At 64.6% G+C, this 5005-nt stretch carries 4 protein-coding genes; 2 read left to right on the forward strand and 2 right to left on the reverse strand.

Annotation, left to right across the window (positions count from 1 at the left end):
• Nucleotides 1-52: 52 nt before the first annotated feature.
• Nucleotides 53-853: a L,D-transpeptidase gene (locus Q8N40_RS04840; RefSeq protein ID WP_305711011.1), complete on the forward strand. Its 801-nt coding sequence runs from the start codon at nt 53-55 to the stop codon at nt 851-853.
• A gap of 88 nt (nt 854-941) precedes the next feature.
• Here the strand turns inward: Q8N40_RS04840 and Q8N40_RS04845 are convergent, their stop codons facing one another.
• The gene (locus Q8N40_RS04845; protein WP_305319177.1) at nt 942-1256 is read right to left on the reverse strand and encodes a hypothetical protein; all 315 of its coding nucleotides are present in this window, start codon (nt 1254-1256) and stop codon (nt 942-944) included.
• A gap of 85 nt (nt 1257-1341) precedes the next feature.
• A complete protein-coding gene (locus tag Q8N40_RS04850) occupies nt 1342-3627 on the reverse strand; it encodes a spermidine synthase (RefSeq protein WP_305711012.1) in 2286 nt (761 codons plus the stop codon).
• Between the two features lie 260 nt (nt 3628-3887).
• On the opposite strand from Q8N40_RS04850, the gene Q8N40_RS04855 reads away from it, so the two are divergent.
• Nucleotides 3888-5005: NAD(P)/FAD-dependent oxidoreductase (locus Q8N40_RS04855; protein ID WP_305711013.1), on the forward strand; the 1118-nt coding region annotated here is incomplete at its 3' end.

Below are 5005 nucleotides of genomic sequence, written 5' to 3' on the forward strand. Positions count from 1 at the left end.
GGCGAGCACGGCGTGCGGTGGCACTGGATATGGGCCTGGAGGCCAAAGTAAGATGCGTTGCTTCCTCATTGCTGTCACCGGCCTGATGCTGTCTTTCGGCAGCGCCGCACAAGCCAAGATTGCCATCACCGTCGACAAGAATGCGCAGCTGATGACCGTCGCGGTCGACGGCGTCGAGCGCTATCAGTGGCCGGTGTCGAGCGGCCTGCCCGCCTACGAGACCCCGAACGGCAGCTTCAAGACCTTCCGGATGGAGCAAGACCACTACTCCAGGGAATTCGACGATGCGCCGATGCCGCACGCGATCTTCTTCACCAAATCAGGCCATGCCATTCACGGCACTGACTCCATAAACCGTCTCGGCAGCCCGGCCTCGCATGGCTGCGTGCGGCTGTCGCGCGCCAATGCCGCGACGCTGTTTGCGCTGGTGCAGAAGGACGGCGTGCTCAACGCCACGGTGACGCTGACCGGCTCCTCGCAGGTCGCCCTCGCGCGCAACCCGCGGCCCCGCGCCAACACCGCCGTGGCGCGTCGCGATCCGGCGCCGCAATACAACTCCGCCGGCGATCCGATCGTATTGGCGCCGCGGCCGGGCGTGGTCGCGCCGCTGGTGGAGGAGCCGCAAATACAGTCTCAGGCGCCGGCCGACGATGGCTACATCTATCCCGCCGACGGCTCCTCCAACGAGGCGCGCTATCCGGCGCCGCGCACCCGACGCGTGTATGGCGCGCAGGTCTATCTGCGCGAGCAGTATTACTATGATCGCGGCCATGCGCCGCAATACCCGCCGCAGGGCTATTACCAGCCGCGGCAGCAATATCAGCCGCGCGGGCTGTTCACCTATCAGGACTGACCGCCGGAGTTCCCCGCGGTCAATATTGCTCACATCTCATAGAAAAAGGCCCCGGCGCGATGCGCCGGGGCCTCATTAATTATACCGATCAGTAGCGGCCGGAGCCAATACCGATGCTGACGCCGGGAGCGCGGATGCCGACGCCGTCGCGGTGACCACGATCATAGCCGCGATTGCGATGGCCATAATGGTGACCACGGTCATAACCGTAGGATTCCCGGACGACGACGCGGCGCTGGCTACGCTCGCGCCAGCAGCGGCCGTTCTCGTTGCATACCAGGCGCACCTGTTCGATGTTGCTCTCCGGCAGCACGGCGATACCGTTCGAGAGCGGGGCGGCGAAAGCAGAGGTGGCGAGCAGCGCGCCTGCGCCGGCCATCAAAGAGATTGCGAGCTTTTTCATTGTGGTCTCCGGTTGATCGTGTCGGGCAGCCAACAGGCTCAACCGTGAATGGTTCCGCACTTGGCGGATTAATCGTTATCCCGGCCTACTCTTCGCCCTTCTTTAGCCGCCGCCACACCGCGCCCAGCACGTTGGAATAGTCGTCGGTCCAGACCCGCTGGTCGTCCTCGGCTTCGGTCAGGGCCCACTGGTCCGATGTGGCCAGCTTGCCGATATCGGCGTCCGCGCGCGCCGAGATCACCACGGTGGTCGAGAAGATGTATTCGCTGTCGCGGTTGGTATCCTCGTTGTAGACCCAGCTCTTGAGATCGTTGGCGTCGGCTATCCCGACCACGACGCTGGACAGTTCCAGATGCCGGTTCGACACGTGCATCGCGACGGCGCCCTGCGGCGCCAGCCTCTCCTTGTAGATCTCCATCGCCTCTTCGGTCGCGAGATGGATCGGGATCGCATCCGACGAATAGGCGTCGACGATGATCAGGTCGTAGATGCCGGCCGGTTCCTTGGCGAAGGTCAGCCGCGCGTCGCCGATCACCGGCTTCATGTCCGGATCGCACTTGCTGATGAAGCTGAAATATTTCGGATCCTTCGCGGTATCGACCATGGTCTGGTCGATCTCGAAGTACTTCCAGGTCTCGCCCGGCTCCGCGGCGCAGGCGAGCGTACCGGAGCCGAGCCCGATCACGGCGACCCGCAGCGGCGATCCCTTGCGCTCGCGTATCGCCGCGATCGCCTGGCCGATACCGCCGTCCTTGTGATAATAGGTGATAGGCTCGGGCCGCCCGGTCACCGGCGTGCCGTCATCGTTCTGGTATTTCTCGGCGCCGTGTATCGTAGTGCCATGCATCAGCACGTGATATTGCCCGTTCGACGTCACCACGATCTTGTGCACGCCGAAGAAGCTGCGCACGGTTTCCACCCGCCCGTCGTCCGATGGATAGGCCCGGATCAGCGCCAGCGCCACCGCCACGGTGGCGAAGATTTTCCAGCGGTTGGCATTCAATCCGAGCGCCAGCAATGCCGACAGCACGCCGACCGCGCCGATGATCCAGACGCGATGGGTTTCGAGCCAGGTCAACACCTTGCCGGGGTGGTAGGTCGGCGCGATCAGCGCCACGGCGAGCGCGGCGAGCAACGGCCAGTACCACCAGCCCCAGCGCGCCAACCGCTCGTTGCCGCCGGGCGGACGGCACAGTGCCGCGCAGGCCAGCAGGATCGGATATTCGGCAATCCATGAGAAGGTGAACGGCGCGATCAGTCCTGCGAACAGGCCGCCGACCATGCCGCCGAACGACAGCGCGACGTAGAAGCCGGTGAGGTATTTCGCGGCCGGGCGGGTCCGCGCCAGTTCGCCATGGCAGGCCATCGCGATGACGAAGAAGCAGAGCTGATGGCCTCCGAGCGTCAGCAGCAGGTTCTGTTCGCCGCCGAACGCCAGCAGCGCGATCACGCCGGCGATCGCCAGCGGCTGCATCAGCAATACCCATTTGTGCGGCAGCAGCGGGCGCGACTGGAACACCAGCACCCAGGTCAACAGGTAAAGCGACAGCGGCAGCACCCACAGCAGCGGCGCCGCAGCAACGTCGGTCGAAATATGCGCGGTCACCGCGATCAGCAGGCCCGACGGCACCGCGGCGAGAAAAATCCAGCGCGCGCGCAGCATCCACGGCGGCGCCGGCGCGTCAGCTTCCTCGGTTTGCAGGTCGCGCTCCGCCATGACAGGCGAGCGCAGCAACAGCACGCCGCAAGCCGCGATCAGGACGATCAACAGGCCGTAGCCGCCGGTCCAGATCAGGTTTTGCGTGCGCAGCGTGAACATCGGCTCCAGCAGCACCGGGTAGGACAACAGCGCCAGGAAGCTGCCGATATTGGAGGAGGCGTAGAGGAAGTAGGGATCGGGACCGTTGGGATGGCCTGATCGCACGAACCAGGCCTGCAGCAGCGGATTGTTGGCCGCCAGCGCGAAGAACGGCAGCCCAATCGACACCGCAAACAGGCCGAGCAGCCAGAGCGCATAGCCCGAGGTCGGCGGCTCGCCCCAGCCACCCGCGATCGACAGCGGCAGCGTCAGTAGCGCCACCACCAGCAGCACCAGATGGATCGCGACGGGCAGCATCCGGTTCTTCAGCTGCATCAAATAATGCGCATAGGCATAGCCGCCCAGCAGCAGCGACTGGAAAAAAACCATCGCCACCGACCACACCGCGGGCGAGCCGCCGAGCCGCGGCAGCACCATCTTGGTGAACAGCGGCTGCACCGAGAACAGCAGCAGGGCACTGACGAAGATCGCCGCCGTATAGACCGCGAGCACCAGCCGATTCCGGGCAACGGAAGCGGCATCCGTGGCTACGGACGAATCAGAAAGACCCATGAAAGCTCCGGCTTGAACCCGGCGGGCGCCGGTGGCGGAAATCCGGCCAAGGCGCCGGGGCTACAGGATAGAGCATAGGGTATCATACCGGGCAATGCGGAACCAAACCCGTCACTTCACCCTGTGCTGCCGTACCCATCTTCGCTAAGAGGGAGACGTCATTCCGGCGCGACGCGAAGCATCGCACCCGGAATCCCGAGATTCCGGGTCTGGTCCTTCGGATCATCCCGGAATGACACCATTTTCTTCTTGAAGCGAACATGAACGAGACCGACGTCCTGATCATCGGAGCCGGCCATAACGGCCTCACCTGCGCGGCCTATCTGGCCATGGCCGGGCTGCGCGTGAAAGTCGTGGAGCGCCGCAAGGTGGTCGGCGGCGCCGCTGTGACCGAGGAATTCCATCCCGGGTTCCGCAATTCGGTCGCGGCCTACACCGTCAGCCTGCTCAATCCGCAGATCATGGCGGACCTGAAACTGGCCGATCACGGCCTGCGCATCGTCGAGCGTCGCGCGCAAAATTTCCTGCCCTCCCCCGATGGCCGCTATCTGCTGACCGGCGAGGGTCGCACCCATCAGTCGATAGCAAAACTGAGCGAACGCGATGCCGCCAGCATCGATGGGTTCACGCGCGAACTCGAAGAGATCGCCGACGTGCTGCGCGCCTTCGTGCTGCGGGCGCCGCCGAACATCGTCGAGGGATTTGGCGTGGGCTCCATCCGCGAAGCCTTCAACGTGCTGGGTACCGCCGGCATTCTCAACAAGCTTTCGCTGCCGCAGCAGCGCTCGCTGCTCGACCTGTTCACGCGTTCGGCCGGCGAGATGCTGGACGAGACCTTCGAGAGCGACCTGGTCAAGTCGCTCTACGGATTCGACGCCATCGTCGGCAATTACGCCAGCCCTTATGCCGCGGGCTCGGCCTATGTGATGCTGCACCATGCGTTCGGCGAGGTGAACGGCAAGAAAGGCGTCTGGGGCCACGCCATCGGCGGCATGGGCGCGATCACGCAGGCGATGGCGGCGTCCGCGCGTGGCCATGGCGTCGAGATCGAAACCGAGGCCGGCGTGCGCGAGGTGATCGTTGAACGCGACCGCGTGGCCGGAATCATCCTCGAAAATGGTGAGACCGTTCGCGCAAAATACGTCGCTTCCAGCGTCAATCCGAAACTGCTGTACACCCGGTTATTGCCGGCGGAGGCGCTGCCGCCGGATTTCCTGGGCCGCATCAGAAACTGGCGCAACGGCTCTGGCACCTTCCGGATGAACGTCGCGCTCGACGCGCTGCCCTCGTTCACCGCGCTGCCGGGCGCCGGCGATCATCTCTCCGCCGGCATCATCATCGCGCCTGATCTCGGCTATATGGACCGCGCCTGGCAGGA

The organism is Bradyrhizobium sp., from assembly GCF_030693485.1.
In the GTDB taxonomy this organism is placed as follows: Bacteria; Pseudomonadota; Alphaproteobacteria; order Rhizobiales; family Xanthobacteraceae; genus Bradyrhizobium.

Excerpts from the sequence above, each read along its gene's own strand:
- Q8N40_RS04840 (WP_305711011.1), top strand. The coding sequence starts at position 53 with ATGCGTTGCTTCCTCATTGCTGTCACCGGCCTGATGCTGTCTTTCGGC.
- Q8N40_RS04845 (WP_305319177.1), bottom strand. The coding sequence starts at position 1,256 with ATGAAAAAGCTCGCAATCTCTTTGATGGCCGGCGCAGGCGCGCTGCTC.
- Q8N40_RS04850 (WP_305711012.1), bottom strand. The coding sequence starts at position 3,627 with ATGGGTCTTTCTGATTCGTCCGTAGCCACGGATGCCGCTTCCGTTGCC.